Genomic DNA, 19,611 nt, shown 5'->3' with positions numbered 1-19,611 from the left:
GATACCCAAAATAATTTTCAGGACACTAAATTTAATAAAAAAAACGATGTGAAAATCTAAACCTGATTGGAACCGTTTAACGCCAAATACTTCCACGCACTTTCAATGCCTGCCACATTTTATAGCCACACTGCATAGCCTTTAAATTCACGCCCGAACGTTTAATAATTAGAGAATGCAGGGAGAAGATGATTTAAGGGGATTAGCCAAGATTATGGAGTTTATGCGTGCCGTGAGCATTTTATTGGTACTGATGCATTGCTATTGGTTTTGTTACGGGTTCTTCAAAGAAGAACAATGGACGTTATCGATCATTGATAAAATACTAGGAAACTTTCAACGAACAGCAGGGTTGTTTTCGCATACTCTGTATACTAAACTATTTGCTTTGGTTCTTCTTGCATTAAGCTGTTTGGGCAGTAAGGGGGTAAAAAACGAAAAGATAACCTGGAGAAAAATTTATGTAGCGCTCACAATAGGCTTTGTTTTTTTCTTTCTCAATACACCATTACTAAAGCTGCCTGTAGAAATGGGCACCTTTTTATATGTTTTCACTTTGAGTCTTGGGTATATCTCCCTTCTGATGGCAGGTGTATGGATGAGCAGGTTACTCAAAAACAGCCTTATGGATGATGTTTTTAATACCGAAAATGAGAGCTTTATGCAGGAAACCCAGTTAATGCAAAACGAGTATTCAGTTAATCTGCCTACCAAATTTTGGTACCATAAAAAACAACATAACGGTTGGATCAATGTCGTAAACCCTTTCAGGGCAACAATTGTTCTTGGAACACCCGGTTCTGGAAAATCATATGCCGTTGTCAACAATTATATTAAGCAACACATTGAAAAAGGTTTCTCGATGTACATTTATGATTTTAAGTTTGATGACCTTTCAACGATTGCTTACAATCATCTATTAAAACATACTGACAAATACAAAGTCAAACCAAAATTCTATGTTATCAATTTTGATGATCCCAGAAGAAGTCACCGATGCAACCCAATTAATCCAGATTTTATGACTGATATCTCGGATGCTTATGAGTCTGCCTATACCATCATGTTGAACCTGAACCGTTCCTGGATACAGAAGCAGGGTGATTTCTTTGTAGAAAGTCCCATCATTCTTTTGGCGGCCATTATCTGGTTTTTAAAAATTTATGAGAATGGCAAGTATTGTACTTTTCCTCACGCGATTGAACTACTAAATAAAAAATATGCAGATGTGTTCACAATTTTAACCACATATTCTGAGTTAGAAAATTATCTTTCTCCATTTATGGATGCGTGGCAAGGTGGTGCACAGGATCAATTACAAGGACAAATTGCCAGTGCTAAAATCCCTTTGTCCAGAATGATTTCCCCACAATTATATTGGGTAATGACTGGTGATGATTTTTCGTTGGATATTAATAATCCAAATGAACCTAAAATACTTTGTGTAGGTAATAACCCCGACAGGCAGAACATATATTCCGCTGCTTTAGGATTGTACAATTCCCGAATTGTAAAACTTATTAATAAAAAAGGACAACTAAAAAGTTCCGTAATCATAGATGAACTTCCAACTATTTACTTCAGGGGACTGGATAATTTAATTGCTACTGCACGAAGTAATAAGGTGGCAGTATGTTTGGGATTTCAGGATTACTCACAATTAACTCGCGATTATGGAGATAAAGAGAGTAAGGTAATTCAAAATACGGTAGGTAATATTTTTAGCGGTCAGGTTGTTGGGGAAACTGCCAAAAGTTTGTCTGAACGTTTTGGTAAAGTATTACAGAAAAGACAAAGTATGACCATCAATAGAAATGATAAATCAACTTCTATATCTACACAGCTCGACAGTCTTATTCCAGCTTCTAAAATTTCTACACTAACACAAGGACTCTTTGTGGGAGCTGTATCAGACAATTTTGAAGAACGCATAGAACAAAAAATATTTCATGCCGAAATTGTGGTAGATAATGAAAAGGTAGCAGCTGAAACTAAAACCTACCAGAAAATTCCGGAGATACGATCTTTTGTAAACGAGGAAAGCCTTGATATGATGAAAGTAGAAATCGAAGCCAATTATAAACAGATCAAACAAGATGTTATTCAAATTATAACCGATGAGATGCTACGCATTACTAATGATCCTGATTTGCAATATTTGATTAAAAAAGAACAGACTAAGAAGCCTTCAATTTAGGAGTTCCGTTTTGATTATTAACTGATTCCAATTCCTCTGATTCTTGCTGCTTTTCAGGTGCAATTGATAGCTGAATTTTTCTCTCCAAAGCCGCTAACTCAGTTTTCAACTCTGCTAATGAATTTTCTTTTGTCCAGACACCATTGACCACTTCCTGAAGTACAGGAATATCTTTTTCAATAGCATTTATTTTCTTTTGTTCCTGGTTAATTAAATCTGGTATTTTTTCAAGAGCATTCAAGAAATTCATAGTGGCCAATTTTGGATCAGAGGCCATTTGTCCGTTATTGTAAGTGTATTTGATGCTGCTTTCGCCTTGAACAAAAAATCGGTTATCTTTTATATTGACATTCTCTTTTTGGGATACCTCCGTTTTTACTAGAAGTGAAAAACCATACAATGTGCCAATTTCCTCATACTGACCTTCCGTTCTCGCTTTATCAGCTATAACATTCAGTTTTTGTCCGATTTCTTTGATATCAGCATTTGATTGTAACCCAATTAATTGGACAGGGTTCAAAATTGTACCTTCCTGTGTTTTTTGTATGCGTTTTTGCAGGTTCTTCCAATCAAGAGTGAATAAAGCTACACGGGATTTTGAAGTAGTTAAAGTAGCTGTATTATCTTCTAATTTATAACGTGACATAGATTTGGAGCGAGTAAAAGCATGGCGTTCGCTCTCCAATGAAGTAATTTTCTTTTCTAATTTTGCTTTTTCCAATAGGTCCGTATTTCCTGAAAGAATGGCAACATATTCCGAGAAATTCATACCTGATTTTTCATCCATGCTACCTTCATCAATAGTACGTTTACTTAGACTATTATTCTTAAGTTGATCAATAAATAGTTGTTTATTGTGTAGTAGATTAAACTTGTAACTATCCAGTGATTTCTCTACAGCATATATGATAACATCTACTTTATTGTCCCCAAAATGCTTGGCTATCTCATTACCTTTACGAATCGCCCTACCATTTCTTTGCGACAAATCGCTCGGTCTCCACGGCGTGTCTAAATGATGTATCGTTACCGACCGCTTCTGGGCGTTGACTCCTGTCCCTAACATATCAGTTGATCCAAATAGTATCCTGATTTTCCCTTCATTCATCGCACTTATGAACTCCCTACGCATCTTATCAGTTTTGGCTTCTTGAATAAAACGTATTTCATGGGCGGGAATCCCATGATCCACTATTAGTTTACGCTTAACTTCCGAATAGACATTCCACTGACCAGGCTTATAAGTGCCTAGGTCTGAAAACACAAACTGTGTCCCTTTTTGAGCATTAAATTGATTATAATATTTAGCAATATTCAAAGCACAATGTGAGGCTTTATTGTCAGGATGGTCGTCATATTTGGAACTGATCATTCTCATATCAAGAGACATCTTTCGAGCATAATCTGTTGCAATAAGCATTTTGGCTTTTTCTTCGCTATCAGACAATTTAGCTCTTCCAAGTTTTGTAGCATCACCTGTTTTGGCAAATTCCATAAGGTTCTTAATAAACACTTCCTGCTGTGGAGTGGGTGGAATATTGTAGAGTATCTCGTTCTTTTCTGGTCGGTCGATACCGATATCTTTTGCTGTGCGATAATCTGTAATCTCAGAATAGAATTGGGCCAGCTCCGGTACTTTGATAAAATAACGGAATCGTTCTTTTTGTACAATATTATTGGCAACCGAGAATTCGTAATCGGTAGTCTTACGGGCATAGATAGCTGCCCAGGCATCAAAACAGCTAATACCTTGTTTCTTCATTGCCTGTGGACGCAGGTATTTGAACAATAAATATAATTCTGTTAGTGAATTGCTAATGGTAGTTCCAGAAAGAAAAGTAGCTCCTAAATCTTTTCTACTTCTCTCTTGTATAGTTCGTATAGCAAATAGTAGATTTAAGGCCTTTTGACTTCCCTGCATATTACCTAATCCAGCTACACGATCATGACGGGTATTGAACATTAGGTTTTTGAAACGGTGGCTTTCATCTACCAACAAATGATCAATACCCATCATTTTGAAATCTACAACATCGTCTTTACGATTTTCGATATCGTGTTCGAGTGTTTTTAGTTTAACTTCCAAGTTTTGTTTTCGAACGATAACTCCTTTAAGCATCGCACGCGAAACTTCCTTGCCTTGAGATTCAAGCACTGAGAGATTCTCTTCAACACTATCTAGTTCTGCTTGTAAAATCTCTTTTTGCATTTCTGGTGATTGCGGAATCATTCCAAACTGATCGTGTGTAAGGATGATACAATCCCAATCATTGTTTTTGATATCACCAAAAATACGCAGGCGTTTTTGCGGGGTAAAATCTTCTTTTCCTGGGTAGAGTATTTTAGCGTGAGGGTATGCTTTTCGATACGTTTCTGCTATCTCGTGTACATTGGCTTTTAGTCCAATAATCATAGGTTTATGAGCGAGTCCTAAACGTTTCATTTCTTGAGCAGCGGCACACATAATAAGTGTTTTTCCTGCACCTACTTCATGATCGCAGATGGCACCTCTATTTAGTTTTATCATCCAAACGGCATCTTTTTGACTCGAATACAGGTCTTCAATTCCTAAAGCCTTTCTATCCAAACCAGGAAAATCTTGATGACTGCCGTTGTATTGCGGACGGACAAAACAATTAAAAGTGTCGTTATATTTATCAGTCAGTCGCTCTTTAAATTCGTCATTTTGGGCATACAGCCAGTCCGAAAATGCTTTGCGAATCTCATCAATTTTAGTGTTAGCCATTTGTATGGCTTCCATATCCCGTACTTTGACTTCCTGATCTCCAATTATAATCTTTTTAGTGATATCCGGAGTCGTATTTACCAGAGCGTGTTTAAAAAGGGAAATCCCATCATATGAACGGGTTTGAGATTTTATAGCGAACTTTTCAGTTATATGAATATTCTTTTTATCGCAATTAATGGAAAAATCATCTGTATTTTCAGTATACTGAATTCGTACCTCTGTATTAAATAAATAAGTAGCAAAATGATTGTATATGCCTGTTGGTATCCAGCGTTCTCCTAAATTAAAATCCAATTCCTCAAACTCAATACGCCTTGGTACGGCTTCTTGCAAAGCTGAAAGGCTTTCTTCAGCATCTTTATCATCTGGATTGTTTCCTATATAGGCAATTAACTCTTCTGATTTCAGAACCACATTTCCTGATACCCATTTTTCTGAAATCTCATATTGTTTTTCCAGCGGATTAAAAAAAATACGTCCGTGCAAAGCTTCTTTCAAATCATCGAACGATAATTTGCTGATTTGTGACATATAATCCAATCGGACAGCTCCATATCTGTTTAGTGATGCGGCCAATGCTTCATCAGGATTATCTGTTGTGAATGTAGCAGTAGAAAAACTGACAGGAGCGTGAAATATGTCAGATTTATGAACCACACCACCAACCACACGCTCCAGATAAGGTATTTCATTTCCCGCACTATCGGTTTTGATGAGTTTGATATTTTCAGCACTATTCAGGCTTCCATATCTTTTTATAAAAATGTCATATAGCCTATTAAGAGTTTGTCTTTCTTGTTTGTGTTCTGTTTGTTTTTCTGCCTCTTTTTGATATAATTCTTGATAAGCATCACGTAGGTTAATATAAAATTCTGCTCTGGATTTTTGTGTCGGTGCAAGTATAAGTGGATGGAATATAGCTTTTTCTTCATCCTGATTTAAATCTTTCAGATAGCCGACGTAACCTTTATCTACTACTAAACATTCGTTTCTATGAAAAGGTTTTAATTCGCCTTTATAAATGTCTGGTTTAGGGACGATATTAAACTGCTCTTTATTATCCTCAGAGAATAAATTTCCAAAGACCTCATTGTTTTTAACTTTGTTTTCCTCACTATTTGCTGGTGTTACAGTATCATTTTGCCTAACGGGAAAATCAAATAAGTTTCCCTGTTGAATTTTGAAATGTGAGCTTTTATTAGAAGACTTAACGGTTTTCTTTCTTTGAGGTATTGGTCTTACTTCAGGAGTATTATCATAAAAACTAAACAGACTTAATTGTGCTATTTCTGATGAGTTTGTTGCAATTACAGATTTACTTTCATTAGACTCTTCTTTTTTAATTTCAATAGGAAAATTAACAGGTTGAGATATTGAAAGTGGAACAATGGTTTCTATCTTATTTAATCCTTTATATAGCTGGGAATCTAAATTATTAGAAATGTCAAAGGACAGCATGCTTTTTAAATCTCTTGCTATGCCCTGAGCACCATCTTTATGTTCATAAATCCATGTAGATTTGCCGTATTGATCGGTTCCTTTATACAATGAGGTATGAACAATGCGCTGCAGATTTTCAAAAAGGAGATTATTTGTGGTATTCTCAGGAGTTAAATAGGTTTTGCAGAATTGTTGTTCTGTTTCAGAAAGTAATAATTTAGCATTATTTTTTTGTAGTACAATCAAATCGCTTCCAACGTCAGTTCCAGCATAATCTGTAAAGAGATTATTTGGTAAACGTATAGCTGAGATAAGGTCGCAACTTTTCATTAATGCCTGACGTATTGGTTCATTTTTGGTACTATTTAAAACACCTTGGGATGTAATAAATGCCAATATTCCACCATTACGAAGCATATCTATCCCCTTTAAAAAGAAATAGTTATGAATACTTCGGGTAGCCTGTACTTGAGCGGGGTCTTTACTACGGATATAAGAAAGATCAAATATTGAGGTATCTCCAAATGGTATATTACTGGCAATAACATCATAACTATCTTTTTCCTTATCAGGTATTTCTTCAAATCCGGTAATTCTGATGCTGTTATCAGGATAGAGCTGTTTTACTATTTTTCCTGTAAGTAATTCCTTTTCATATGCAGCAATATGTGATGTAGTATTATTCTTAAAAGCTTCAATAAATGATCCGGTTCCTGCAGATGGTTCTAAGAAGCGCTCAATATGTATCTCAATTTCCTTAAAGGAATTTACAATGGATTCAATAACTAGAGGAGGAGTGTAGAAAGCAGTCAGAACAGAATTTCTTAAGCTTTCTATATAACGATGGTATTGTTTTTCGTCGTCCGAATTTATCCGTAGCAGTTGGTGAAGTTCTTGGGTAAGAGCAAAGAGTTCTTGTTCTGATTTTACCCAACGACTGATGTCTTCAGGCTTATCGGCAGGATTGAGTACAAATTTAAGACCGCCAAAACCGCTATACTGCATTAGTACTTTTCGCTCGGTTTCAGTAGCTTGGCGTTTTTCTTTTTCAATTTGGAAAATAAGTTGCAACGCCTCTATATTGTTTTTCAGATGTTCCCTCTTATTGAAGGCCATTTTCCTCTATCCAGATTTGAATAGTTCCGGTCAGTTCCGTGTAGAGAAGTTCAAATTCATAGCTTTCAGCAAAATCGTCAGTTAGCCTGAATTGTTCAAATATTAAATTACAAACCGGAAGCATTTTTAAGGCAAAAGGACGTAGTTCCTCATCAGCCATTATCGTATCAAATTCATTGCAAACGACTTTAAAAACGGTGTCGAATTTTGAAAAATGCAATCCTTCAAACAGCACATACTGAGCAATCTCATTGCACTGTTCAATAGTATTACCGGCAATAAAAGCATCATTGTATACTTTTGCGGCTAATTGTCCACGTCGTTCGATAAATCTTTTATTTGTGTATAGCTCAGGAAAACTAATATTGAGCAATTCCTTTAGTCTTAATGAATAATGGGATATTTTATTTTCTGCCGCCATAACTGTTTTATTAGGATATTATAATTTACTTTATTAGAAAGCAGGAATAAAAGTAAAGATATGTATTGGGTATCAAATTTTATGGCATAATTTGACGCAAAAAGGCTTTCATTGGCTTTATTAAGTAGGATAACCTTTTGTTTTCTTAGTTTTTGGTACTGATTTATTAAATTAAAAATGATTGATAATGATACAAATTGGCTGTTTTTTGACAAGTCGTTTTTTTAAATTTCTTCCTAATTTGCATTGCGAAACAGAATACCATAATGCATGATTTTTTATGAAAATAAGTTTTTTATTTTATCGATCGGCAATAATATTCTATCATTAGAATGCAAATCTGAAACAATTATTGATCTTATAACAGCCCAAAGTATTGTTGCAAAGCGAATGCAGTTACAAGAAAATAAAGTCTATCCTTTATTTTTAGATATGAGAAACATAATTGATTCCGATAAGGCTGGACGGGACTATTTGGCTCAATACGGTTTTATTCTTATTAAAGCCGCAGCTATCCTAGTTAAACCTGGAGTTTCATCAATCATAACATCTTTTTATCTTAAAAGGTATAATTCTGAGGTCTCGGTTCAAGTCTTTACAGAAAAAGTAAAAGCCTTAGAATTTTTGGATACCTTCAAATAAATCATAAAATTTCTGCGGTCATTCTTCAATTTCTAGATTATGAAGAAAGAAAGAAATCAACAACGAATTCGAAACATATATGATATGCTCCTCGAAATGTCAGTAGGGAATTTTACCTACTACATACCACGTACTAAAAGAGATGATGACATAGAAGGACTGGTGGTGTTGGTAAATATGTTAGCCGAAGAAATGAAAGAAGCAATCTTCTATGCCGGATATATTAATCCAAACTATACGTATAAATACCTAATGCCTGCTGTTTTTATTCTTGACAGTCAGTTTATCATCAAAAGTTTCAGCCCCCAGATACCTGATATACTTGGGCGGAGTTGCGACCACATTATTGGTCAAAGCTATAACAATCTGCTCACTCGGGAATCAGAAATTTTACTTGTTGGATTTAAAGAAAAACTGAATTCAGATCCCTCTTATACTACGACGCTACAATTAGTGTATGTTACTCCACAGCAATTGTTAGTTCCAAGTTTTTGTGTCATTTCACCTCTGGTAGGATGTGATGAAATATTTGTGTGTTCAATTACAACTTTAATTAAAGAAAGCAAAGATATTCATAACTCATTTTCAGAGATACTACGAGAAAACACAAACGGTTCCATGCGATCTGCCGAAGCACATCTGATTCAAAATGTTTACGATTATATCATTGGACATTTAGATACCTCATTGCCTTCTTTAAGGGAATTATCACAAATTTTTGGAATCAATGAATTCAAATTAAAGCATGGGTTCAGAGAATTATTTAGCACAAGCATTTATCAGTTTTATAATGAGCAGAGACTTAAAAACGCTCATCTTTTAATAGAACAAAGCTCATTACCTTTAAAAGAAATTGCATACCGTAGCGGTTTTTCAACCTATGCAAATTTTTCAAAATCTTTTAAGAAAAAATTTGATTACGCCCCTAATGAGCTCAAAAGATTGGTGAAAAATTCTCCTAAGTGAGTTTTCCTTTCTAAAAACCCTTCAATGTCATAGATGGCCTTAGCTGTCCGTTTTTGGCATAAGATAATCCCGAATCGACAAAGGTTAATTATTTGTTTTATAGAATTTTACGTCACAAAAATTAAATAACTTGTTATGAAACTGACCCAATCCCATAAGCGTATTTTTATAGAAGTAATTTGTCTTCTTTACATCCTGTTATTTGTGTATGCTGCAATAAGCAAACTATTGGATTTTGAGAACTTCCGTGTGCAGTTGGGACAATCCCCTTTGCTAAGCGCTTTTGCCGGCTTAATTGCATGGATTATACCTCTGCTTGAATTATTCATTGCAGTATTGATTTTTGTAAAAAGATGGAGGATTATAGGTCTTTTTGGCGCTTTTAGCCTGATGGTTATGTTTGCTACATATATCTATATTATTTTGAATTACAGTTCATTTGTCCCTTGTTCCTGTGGAGGGATTCTTGAAAAGTTAGGATGGGGTGAGCATCTTTTTTTTAATTTAGTTTTCATAATTCTGGCAGCAGCAGGTATCCTGCTACTGGTCGTAGAGATGCCAAAAGTGCACTTTATTTCAAAGCCTGCTGCGCTCGCAAGTGCCTTTTCTATAACTGTTCTTTTTAGTATTGGTATTGTTAACTTGCTATTTCTATTATCAGAAGACATAATCCAACATCGAAATAATTTTGTTCGCCGTTTTGCCGGAACTGCCACAAAAGTTAACGACATCGATCTGAGATTTAGTTCTTATTATTTTGCTGGAGCTTCAAAAGACAAGATATATCTAGGGAGTCATACTGCGCCTTTATTGGTGACAGTCTTGGATACAGCCTTACAGATAAAAAATGAGCTTAAGATTCATCCCAATCGTACCAATTTTTTATTCCAGTCTGTCCAAGTTCGAATTTTACCACCTAATTTTTATCTTATTGATGGCTCTGTTTCTGTTATTTATAAAGGGAATATAAACAATTGGAAGGCGCAAGTAAAATGGAATGGATCTACTACTTTTTCCCATTACCAGCTTATGGATTCGCTCACATTGATATTCCGTTCCAACAGTAATATAAACGGGGAAAGCATACTTGGGTCACTCCATTTTGGCAGTAAACCAAAAATACGTTTCAATAAAAACCTGCTTCAGAAACAAATCGATGGGATTTTTGATGTGGATGGAACGTTGCATTACGATAAAGACATTCAGAAGCTCGTATACGTTTATCTCTACCGCAATCAATTTATCGTAGCAGATAGTTTGCTTAATCTTAGCTATCGAGGTAAGACCATAGACACTGTAAGTAAAGCTCAGATTAAAGTAACAACTGTAGCAAGCCGGCAGGAAATGAAATTTTCAGCACCTCCTGTAATTGTCAATAAAACAAGTGCTGTTTACAAAAATTTATTGTTTGTCAATTCAGCACTGTTAGGGAAATACGAACCTGCTGAAATGTGGAAAGACGCCAGTGTTATTGATATATATGACCTCAATACCAATTCCTATAAGGGTAGTTTTTACATCTATCATATTAAAAACGAAAAGCTAAAAAACTTCTTTATTCTAGGTAACAATTTTTACGGATTTATTGGACCCTACTTAGTTCATTATAAATTAAGCAAGAGACTAATAAACTCTTATCAAGATATAAGTCAAAAATAAAATTCCATCATGAAAATATACTGCAGTGTCAGGGGCAAGATCGAAAACCTGTAAAAGAGTAGATCGCTAACATTTAAATTTATAAATCATGAAAACAAATTTAACCAAACAGGTTTTACCTGTTGTGGTATTTGCACTTGCAACAGTTGGTGCATTTACAACCCATGCCATGAATGAACGTTCTGAAACAGCAGCGCCAATTCGAGGGTATATCAAATTGAACCCAGAAGCAACCTCTTGTGAAGAGCATGATATGTGTTCAACAACCAATAATGGAACCATCTGTAGAGTTGGTTTATTACCAACTGGTGCGCAATTATTTGGTAAAAATTCTGCCAACCAATGTAAGGTTCCAGTTTATAAACCTTGATCCCATTACTGGTAGAAATGGCAATGCAGTTCCAGATGGAACTGCATTGTTTTTTATTATTGGTTGTTAAAGCCATTCTGGTTTTTTCTCTGCTTTTAAGTAATAATCAAACCACTGTTCAATTCGTCCAGTCAAGTCTTGCTGATGTTTTTCTTCCATAAGGACATGATCTTCTCCGGGATAAATCAGCATCGTATTTATCTTTCCGAGCCGCCTAAGTGCCAAATGAAATTCAATACTCTGGTAATAATGTACCACACTGTCCTGTTCGCCTGCCCATGACAACAATGGAGTTTTTACTTTATCCGCATGATATACTGGAGAGTTTCTGAGATACGCAGCGTAATCTTCATACAGTGATTTGCCTATTCTCAATTGTCCAAATTCATAGTGCCAAAAATTAGGCTTTTGAAGTCCCCATGCTACCCGAAGGTAACCGCTTATATAATCGGTAATGGCTGCGCCTGCTACTGCGGTTTTAAACATATTGGTCTGTGTGATGATATAATCCGTTTCATAACCTCCATAGGAATGTCCAATAAGACCTATTCGGGTGCTGTCAACAGATGATTCAGTAGCAAGGACTTTTTTTGTGGCGGATAATACACAATCAACAGCAGAAGATCCCGGATTTCCAATTTCATATACGATATCGGGTAAAAAGACGAAGTACCCTCGTGATGTAAAATTGGCAATATTAAATCCTGTTGGGTTATACTGCGATGGGTTCACATAGTTGTACAATTCTTTGGATTGCATTTCGTAAACATGCACCACCATAGGGTATTTTGTATCCGTATGATAGTGGGCAGGATAGAATAAAACGCCATTTAAAACAGCCCCATTGGAATTGGTATAGGTAATCAGCTTGGAGCTTCCCCAATTGTATTTAAAATGTTGTGGGTTGCTTTGAAAATGCATTTTTTCTTTTGAATTAAGGCTTTCTTTTATAACTAATCTCGGTGGTAAATTAAAGTTTTGTTCAACATAAACATAAGTCTCACTCTTTGCAGAGGTTAAAAACTGGCTGGTGTACATTTTTTTGTCCAATAATGGCTGTAAACCATTTTTCTTATCCCAAAAGCAATATCCTGTATGTTGTAGTGCTTCGGTTTTGATTAGTAACCTTTCATTGGGTTGAAACTGATTTTTAAAACTGCCGTCGTAATTCATTTTATTGAACTCGTCTTTAGATTGGGAGACGATTCTATAGACTGTTTTATTTTTGCGTCCCCTAGTGAGTCTAACCGCACTTCTTCCATCTAGAGTGATACTCCAGATATCATACTTGTCATAAATAAAAAGTATTTGGTCTTCTTGGACCCATCCCGGATTACCGTAAGGACTTGCTTCTTCAGGCCAGTCGGAATCCTCATCTGAAAAGCATACTCCGAGTTTTTGGGTAAGATTCTTATGTAGATCGTTCTCTATATCATAAACCCACCAATGCTTGTCTTTAAAATAAACAATTTGCTTTTCGTATATAGAAACACTAACCCCCGTTTCACCTCCTAATTGATTTTGCAATACTAATTTCCGATCCCCTCTTTCAAGATTTAAAATATAAATATCCAGAGGAGCGTCACGGTTTGCCTGTGGCTCGTAATGCTGCGGATTGTAAAGCAAAGCCTGTTTTTGATCTCCACTTAACATCATTTTCGGAAATTCATTGCTCGTAATACAGTTAAAGCGGTTCTGCTGTGGCCACCAGACAGCTACTTTTGCTGTTCTGTCCCAGTCAGCAAGTTGTACTTTTGCAGGATAAAGAAATTTATCTTGCGTACTCCAAGTTTGTACTTGTGAAGGATCCACAGGAATTAAAGTTTTCTGTAATCCAAAGAATATTCTTTTACCATCTTCAGAAATATTGAGATAGGCAAAAGAAGACACGATAACCTCCATATCAGTTGGGAAATTATCCTGCCGAGCCGGATTAAAAGTATATAACTTATGTTCTGCTATAGTATAATACCCAACGCAAGTACGGATTATTTTTTTGTCCCCTTCCAAAGGCTGCTGCAAAAAAGCTATGGATTTTGCACTCTTTTGCCAAACGATATCAGAATATTCAAAAACGTTAGGATTACTGCTTATTACAGTTGTGGTTTTATCACGTAAATTGAGCAGCGCAACTGTAATATTGCTTTCAGATTTTGTTGTATAGACCAATGCATCGGCTTCTTGATTATACCAGTAGTTGTCAATATCATTTAAAATAACGGATTTATTGGTGGCTACATTTTTCAGTTCCAACTCTTTTTTTCCATCGGACTGCTTTTTCAAAAGGATTATATCTTTGGTTCCGACTCTCAAATCATACCTGAGCACCTTGGCAATAATCTCTTGCTTTGAAGTTAACAAGTCTGTAACTAGAAGTTCTCTCTTAAAGGACATTGAAGAAAACCAGCTATCGCCGATAAACTCTCCTTTACTTGCTTTGGGAAAATTATAGGTCACAGTCCCTTTATTATTTTTAACAAACAAGGTATCATTACCATTTTCATAATAAACAGAGTAGCTTACCCATTTTGCTTTTTCAGAGAGTTTTTCTACTTTAAGGGAACTCCATAAATGATAATCTTCCGCAGTAAGCTGCTTTTTACCATTGCTCTGGCTAAATCCGGCAAATGAAGTCAAGAGCATGAGAAGCATTATGCAGCAAACCACTGATTTGTTCAGCAGATCTTTACTTACATTATATTTTAGGTTATGAGGTATCATTTTAGTAACCCGGGTTTTGAGGATTTAGATTTGGATTGAGTGTAAGTTCTGATTCAGGCAGTGGTAACAATCTATCCGTAGTATTCCAGCCTACCTTTATTGGCGAGAGTATTTCATCCAAACGATTCGCTCTTTTCAAATCGAAAAATCGATGTCCCAGCTCTGTAAAAAATTCCACTCTTCTCTCATGTAATACGGCGCTGAGTATATCCTGCTGACTTACAGCATTGGTCGCTGTAAGCCCAGCCGTAAATCTGATTCTATTCAAATCATCTTTCGCCCCTATAAAATCTCCTTGCTTAGCTCGGGCTTCACTACGAATTAGGTATTGCTCCGCTAAACGAAATATTATGGAATACTCCACTGAACTGGGTGTATTTGATTTTTGTTTGTACTTATTGGTGTGATGCCAAGTGTCTGTGCCGTTTGTAACCATCTGAGTCCAATGGTTCTTACGCTGATCTTCCGGTTCAAATTCGCTTATGAGTTGATTGCTTAAAGCAACAAGAGATGGTGGTCCAGCGGTAAAGATGAATGTTTCTCCTTCTTGGGTATTCTGCCCGTCAGTGCGGGGCATAAATTGCCAAATCGTTGTGGTGCTTTCTTTGAGAAATATAGCGTCCAGATTGGTCTCCCAAGCATACACAGCTGTGTTGTTTATAAGGTATGAAGCGGCATTGGCTGCTTCTGCCCACATACCATTGTAAAGATACACCCTTGCCAATAATGCCATCGCCACGGATTTATTAGGACGTACGCGATTGCTGGAAATATAATCTTCCGGTAATAACGAAACTGCCAGTTCCAAATCGTTTATAATGTGAGAATACAATTCAGCTGAAGGCATTCTGTGCGCCACTTTATTTTGTTGGTAGTCTGTTGTAGTAATATAAGGTACATTCCCATAGAGATTCAGAAGGTAAAAATGCAACAGCGACCTTACAAACAATGCTTCTCCGGTAAGCTCGTTTTTATCCACTACGGTGAGCGCCGTGGAAGCATTCACTCCTTCAATAATAGCATTGGCAGCATAGATATGGTTGTAGCTGCTGCTCCACCAGTTAAAGATCTCCGAATTGGTAGCAAGTAGCGTATTATTGTAAAAATTTCGAGGTGTGCCGGAAATATCACCATAATACACAAGTTCATCTGCATAGTTTCCCATTTCATTTGAGATTCCTGCAACATTGCCGCTTAAAATACCATCGTCACGCATTTTAGCATAAATGCTTACCATAGCTGCATTGGCAGTAGCCCTGTCTTGAAAAACGGCACTTGCCGTTAATTGTGAGGACGGAAGATCAACCTCGACAAAATTATCACAGCCACCAAAAAGCACCATAACCGATGTAATTAATCCTGTAAGAAGCTTGTTGTTTGTTATTTCGATTTTATAGTTTTGGATAAATCGTAAAAATGATTTCTTTTCCATAATGTTTAAATTAAAGTGTTAGAAAGTAAGCTGAAGTCCAGTTGTAAATACCCTCAGAGGAGGAAGGCTTGTAGTAAATCTGGATTCAGGGTCAGCACCCTTATAGGAAGTGATTGTGAAAAGATTCTGCCCCTGAAATACCAATCGGCATTTTACTCCTTTGAGCCACTGCTCAGGAATTGTATAAGACAATGACAAATTCTTAAGCCGTATATAAGAGGCATCCGATATCATGGCATCACTGGCATAAAACTTATAAAATGCATTCATAGCTTCACTATTTACCCCTGTGGTGTACTGCTGATAGGTGGCAGTATCTCCCGGGTTTTGCCAATGGTTTAGTACCGTCACTGGCTGATTGGCCATGGCGCCGGGTAGTCCAGTACTATATGATCCACTATAGTTGAGCTGATTGACAAACTGAAAAAGAAAATCCAATTGCCAGTTTTTATAGGTAATGGTATTTTGAAATCCACCGAAATATTTTGGATTCAAATCACGGATAGACTGTTTATCCTCAGCTGCTGTAATTAAACCGTCTTTATTGAAATCCTCAAATTGATAAATCCCTGTGGTGGGATCTATTCCTGTATAGTGGTATACTTTTTTAATATTTAAGGGTTGACCTATGACAAACTGATTCTCGTAAGTTGACCCTTGCAGATCAGGAAAAGACAGCAGTTTATTGCGTGCGATTGTCAAATTAAAGCTACTTGTCCAGTTAAAGGATTCTTTCTGGAAATTGACTGTTCTAAGAGTAAGTTCGATACCTCTATTTTGAACTGTGGCATCTAAATTTGCCTGTATAGAATTAAATCCTGTTGTAGCAGGCAGAGGAATTCCGACTAATTGGTTGGAAGAACGATTGCTATACCAGCCCGCTGTAATAAATATGCGATCTTTCAAAAAACCAGTTTCCAATGCCAATTCGAGCTTTTTATTGGTTTCCCATCCAAAATTAGGATTAAACAAACGTGTTGGTTCCAGACCATTAACACCACCATAATTGTTTCCAGAGGAACCATAGGTATCTAAAAACTGGTAGTCCCCAATCTGATCATTTCCGGTGGTTCCATAACTGACTCTTAATTTTCCAAAGCTTAGAAAACCAAGTTTTTCTTTTACGAATGTTTCATTTGAAAACAGCCATGCACTTCCAATCGCCCCGAAAGTAGCAAACTGCCTTCCTGGACCAAATCTACTCGAACCATCCCTGCGTCCAGTGAAATTTAAGATGTACCGCTCATTCAATGAAAAATTAAACCGCCCGAAAAATGCCTGATATTTATAGACTGATTCACTATCTACTAAGTCAAATACATGAAAAGCTGAAGAAAGATTATAAATTAGGCTGTTGCTGCTAAATCCGTTGGCTTCTTGTACCAATTGGTTGGTTGTTTGCTGCTGAAAGGTACTTCCAATGAGAACTTCGGTTTTTGCTTTGCCAAATTTTTTTGACCATGATATTTGAGGTTCAATAATCCATGATTTTCTAACTGTGTTATTGACATAAATGGATGAGTATTCGCTGCCTAAACCATAGGCAGGATCATACATGGTGGATGGTTGTGTCCGGCTATCATCAAAACGCGTATCGGTAAAACCAAAACTTATTTTTGAAATCAAGTTGGGAAGAATATTATAAGATAACAAACTATTGGCAAAAAGGTCATTGGATCTTGAAGTGTATTTCCCTTCCAGATTGCTTAAAGGATTATTCCAAGTGCTGTTTTCCCAGTTCAAGTTGCCCTGTGAATCATACAAAGCTGGAGCATTGGGAGGAAGAAGAATCGCTTCTTGAGTAATATCAATTCCGGGTTGGTTGTTTTGCTGCGCTGTGTAGCCCATAGAAAAATTGATATGGAATTTTTTATTTTCAGATTCATGGTTCAGATTTGCATGGAGATTTCCTTTACGGTAATTGTAGTTGCCGGGGAAAACAGTGGTTTCCTTATGAAAATTACCGTTAATAAGGAATTGGGTCCCAGAGGAACCTCCTGATATCGATGCTTGTACGTCACTAATCTCTGAAGTTCCTCCAATAAGTACTTCTTGCCAATCAGTATATCGATTTTGATCCCATGTACCATTAACGTCATAATCGGCTGGACCATAAAGGATACCATCATTGACAAAAGCTTCTTTGCGCATTTGTAGGTACTGCTGTGTATCCATAAGTTTCATAAGGCGTGTCACAGAGCCAAATCCACCCGATACATTTGCTGTGAATCTCGTCTTGCCTTCTTTGCCTTTTTTAGTGGTGATAAGCACGACTCCATTGGCTCCCCTTGAACCATAGATAGCTGTTGCATCAGCATCTTTCAAAACTTCAATGCTTTCTATATCTGTTGGATTAATACTATTTAAAGGACTTGTTGGACCAGGCAGAACGATCCCTGTCAGATCAGAACCTACAGCATCTGAGGAATATGGAACACCATCAATAATGTATAAGGGTCTGTTTCCATCGGAACGTAGGCTGTTTTGTCCCCTGATTTGTATATCGAAACCGCCTCCGGCTACTCCTGTGTTTTGAGTAATATTAACACCTGCCATTCTTCCCTGCATAGCGGCAAGTACATTTGTGACAGGTTGTTTTTCGATATCCTTCGAACCGATTTTTGAAATGCTTCCGGTACGTTCCTTATCTTTTACTTTATAATAACCGGCATTTACAGTGACTTCGCGTAATGAGGTAGTATCATCGAACATTTTGACATCAATGACCTTTCTATTTCCTACAATAAGTTCTATGGTTTTATAGCCTAAATAGGAAAAGATAAGAGTGTCAGTGGAATGAGCAGTTATGGAATATTTACCATCGAAATCAGAAACTACACTCGTTGTAGCTCCTTTTACTTTTATGGTCACACCCGCCAGTGGAAGTGTGCCATCGGTTATAGTTCCAGTAATTTGTAACTGCTGGTTAGGCAGTTTTGATAAGGTCGGATTGGCTTTTATGGTAGGACAGTACAGAAAAATAACTGAAATAAGTGTATACCAAAGAATCAACCGACCCTTCTTTAATGAAATAATTTTCATAATTTTGGATTAGTTAAATGAAACATGTTTTTATTTAATCTCCGGCTCTCTACACTTGCGTCAACAGTGGGTAGAGGGCCTTTTTTCGCGTAGTTGCAACAAGAATCTTATTGAACTATTAATGATCGATGTCAAGTTTAACATCCCGTACTGTTTGACTAACTCAAATAAAATTGAAACAATATGGGTATTAAATATGACAGAAGTTTACTTCATAGGCAAGCCATTATTAGAGGTTAATAAAATGGTAAATACAAAACTTATGAACTGGAAGAAACGCTAAGAATGAAGCTGATAAAATTTAAACAAATACAAAAAAAAAGGCGTGGAACTCAGCTTAAACGACCTAAGGTACTGGTATACCTGTACACGAATAAGTGAGCCCACGCCATAAAGCGTGAGCATCATACTTATCATCCCATGTACAAAAATTACCAGTTTTTAGGTTGGGATTCAAAGCGAATGCTTCAAATATTGTTTTGAAGAATCGCAAATATATTAATTCAAAAGCGAATATAGCTAAAAATTCTATATATCCACATATATGTGTAGGAAAAATATTTTTATATGATGCAATTTTATCATGTGGAAGAAAAAGATTTAAAAAAGGTACAAGTTGCAGTTGGAGCTACTATAAGGAAAATTAGAGAGGGAAATACTCAATTTTCTCAATCGAAATTAGCCATTGAAATTGGTATGTCAGAAAATCAAGTAAGTAGAATTGAAAGAGGAGAAACCAATCCAACTGTAAAAACTCTTAGTATAATTGCAAAAGCTCTAAATGTAAACATTAAAGATTTGTTTGAATAGAATAAGAAGTTTAAAATCAAAAAAGATGCTATAGGCATCTTTTTTT

The 19,611-nt window shown here is 36.3% G+C and carries 11 protein-coding genes; 6 read left to right on the top strand and 5 right to left on the bottom strand.

The features are described 5' to 3' along the window. Window positions 1-175: 175 nt before the first annotated feature. Complete coding sequence (mobC, locus tag LNP23_RS20975; protein ID WP_230002738.1) at window positions 176-2,197, top strand: conjugal transfer protein MobC; 2,022 nt, start codon at window positions 176-178, stop codon at window positions 2,195-2,197. On the opposite strand, the gene LNP23_RS20970 is transcribed toward mobC, so the two are convergent. Both LNP23_RS20970 and LNP23_RS20965 read right to left on the bottom strand, forming a co-directional pair. After that, window positions 2,178-7,502 carry an N-6 DNA methylase gene (locus tag LNP23_RS20970; protein WP_230002737.1) on the bottom strand — a complete coding sequence of 1,775 codons (5,325 nt, stop codon included), beginning with the start codon at window positions 7,500-7,502 and terminating at the stop codon, window positions 2,178-2,180. The genes mobC and LNP23_RS20970 overlap by 20 nt on opposite strands. Further along, window positions 7,489-7,923, bottom strand: a complete 435-nt coding sequence (locus LNP23_RS20965) for a DUF1896 domain-containing protein (protein ID WP_230002736.1) — start codon at window positions 7,921-7,923, stop codon at window positions 7,489-7,491. Before LNP23_RS20965 ends, LNP23_RS20970 begins: the two co-directional genes overlap by 14 nt. A 270-nt stretch (window positions 7,924-8,193) precedes the next feature. Between LNP23_RS20965 and LNP23_RS20960 the strand changes: the two genes are divergently transcribed. The 4 genes from LNP23_RS20960 (at window position 8,194) to LNP23_RS20945 (ending at window position 11,560) form a co-directional block, all read left to right on the top strand. After that, window positions 8,194-8,565, top strand: a complete 372-nt coding sequence (locus LNP23_RS20960) for a DUF7793 family protein (RefSeq protein WP_230002735.1) — start codon at window positions 8,194-8,196, stop codon at window positions 8,563-8,565. Between the two features lie 39 nt (window positions 8,566-8,604). Then, window positions 8,605-9,531, top strand: coding sequence for a helix-turn-helix domain-containing protein (locus LNP23_RS20955; RefSeq protein ID WP_230002734.1), 927 nt, complete (start codon window positions 8,605-8,607; stop codon window positions 9,529-9,531). A 135-nt stretch (window positions 9,532-9,666) separates the two neighbouring features. Then, the gene (locus LNP23_RS20950) at window positions 9,667-11,190 is read left to right on the top strand and encodes a DoxX family protein (RefSeq protein ID WP_230002733.1); all 1,524 of its coding nucleotides are present in this window, start codon (window positions 9,667-9,669) and stop codon (window positions 11,188-11,190) included. Between the two features lie 88 nt (window positions 11,191-11,278). Next, window positions 11,279-11,560: a DUF6520 family protein gene (locus LNP23_RS20945; protein ID WP_230002732.1), complete on the top strand. Its 282-nt coding sequence runs from the start codon at window positions 11,279-11,281 to the stop codon at window positions 11,558-11,560. 66 nt (window positions 11,561-11,626) lie between these two features. Here the strand turns inward: LNP23_RS20945 and LNP23_RS20940 are convergent, their stop codons facing one another. The 3 genes from LNP23_RS20940 to LNP23_RS20930 are packed head-to-tail and all read right to left on the bottom strand — an operon-like array spanning window position 11,627 to window position 18,755. Continuing rightward, window positions 11,627-14,281 (bottom strand): S9 family peptidase, encoded by a 2,655-nt coding sequence (locus LNP23_RS20940; protein WP_230002731.1) that lies wholly within the window; start codon window positions 14,279-14,281, stop codon window positions 11,627-11,629. A gap of 1 nt (window position 14,282) precedes the next feature. Beyond that, the gene (locus LNP23_RS20935; RefSeq protein WP_230002730.1) at window positions 14,283-15,713 is read right to left on the bottom strand and encodes a RagB/SusD family nutrient uptake outer membrane protein; all 1,431 of its coding nucleotides are present in this window, start codon (window positions 15,711-15,713) and stop codon (window positions 14,283-14,285) included. A gap of 18 nt (window positions 15,714-15,731) precedes the next feature. Next, window positions 15,732-18,755 (bottom strand): SusC/RagA family TonB-linked outer membrane protein, encoded by a 3,024-nt coding sequence (locus tag LNP23_RS20930; RefSeq protein WP_230002729.1) that lies wholly within the window; start codon window positions 18,753-18,755, stop codon window positions 15,732-15,734. Window positions 18,756-19,322: 567 nt separating this feature from the next. Between LNP23_RS20930 and LNP23_RS20925 the strand changes: the two genes are divergently transcribed. Then, window positions 19,323-19,565, top strand: a complete 243-nt coding sequence (locus tag LNP23_RS20925) for a helix-turn-helix domain-containing protein (RefSeq protein ID WP_230002728.1) — start codon at window positions 19,323-19,325, stop codon at window positions 19,563-19,565. The last annotated feature ends 46 nt before the right edge of the window (window positions 19,566-19,611 follow it).

The organism is Flavobacterium cupriresistens (assembly GCF_020911925.1).
In the GTDB taxonomy this organism is placed as follows: domain Bacteria; phylum Bacteroidota; class Bacteroidia; order Flavobacteriales; family Flavobacteriaceae; genus Flavobacterium; species Flavobacterium cupriresistens.
Note: the sequence above shows the minus strand (reverse complement) of the source record. Positions and strands in the feature narration are given on the sequence as shown.